Source organism: Candidatus Macondimonas diazotrophica (assembly GCF_004684205.1).
Classification (GTDB): domain Bacteria; phylum Pseudomonadota; class Gammaproteobacteria; order UBA5335; family UBA5335; genus Macondimonas; species Macondimonas diazotrophica.
Window position 1 is genome coordinate 1 of sequence record NZ_SRIO01000076.1, and the last position, 722, is coordinate 722.

Consider the following 722-nt stretch of genomic DNA (forward strand, 5'->3'; position numbering starts at 1 on the left):
CCTCTCAGACAAAAGCAAGCTGGTCTAAACAGAGACGTATACATTCACCGCTTGACATGCGTTGACACGATCGATGAAGTATTTCCCGGTGTTCTTGAAGGTAAGGCCGCCGTCAATGACATGTTGTTCAGCTACGCCAAGGAGCGACGGGAAGCTTTGTCCCTTGCCGACGCGCTAGGCTAATGGTAACTTATGGGCACACCACACCCGGAGCAGGACACAATGCTGGAAAATCAGCAGGGGGAAACGACCCCTATTACAGAACTAAAGGTCAAGCATCCAGGGGCCACATCGAAAGAATGGGATGGACTGCTGACCAGTGAGTGGCCGCTCACGGAGATCCTTCCCGTAGTCTGTGACACGAGCATCGAGATCCACCCGACATCCATATTGTCTCGCGCGTCTATGGGCAGAGTTCCTACGGACATCAGCGGTGGGTATATCGTTGGGATACCGGGATGGCCGGGCATCGATATCCGTAACACGGAGGATCGTATCAAGCGCTATCGCCAGAACAGCGCGATTGGTTTCGGAATACGGACCAACAAGATCCATTTCATCGATGTGGATATCGATACCCCGGAAGAAGCAGAGAAGGTAAGGCGGATCCTTGGGGCTGAACTCGGGGAGGCGTTCCCTTACCGAGGTCGGAGTGGATCCCCCCGGTTCGCGGCCCCGATCCGTATCAGTGGCCCGTCGTCGTTGCGTAAATCCGCCATCAA

General features: G+C 54.8%; 2 protein-coding genes. Both read left to right on the forward strand.

All coding sequences use genetic code 11. The features are described from left to right. Nucleotides 1-183: hypothetical protein (locus E4680_RS14385; RefSeq protein WP_205688957.1), on the forward strand; the 183-nt coding region annotated here is incomplete at its 5' end. Between the two features lie 39 nt (nt 184-222). Next, nucleotides 223-722 (forward strand): hypothetical protein (locus E4680_RS13940; protein WP_135283033.1); only part of this gene is annotated, 500 nt, incomplete at its 3' end.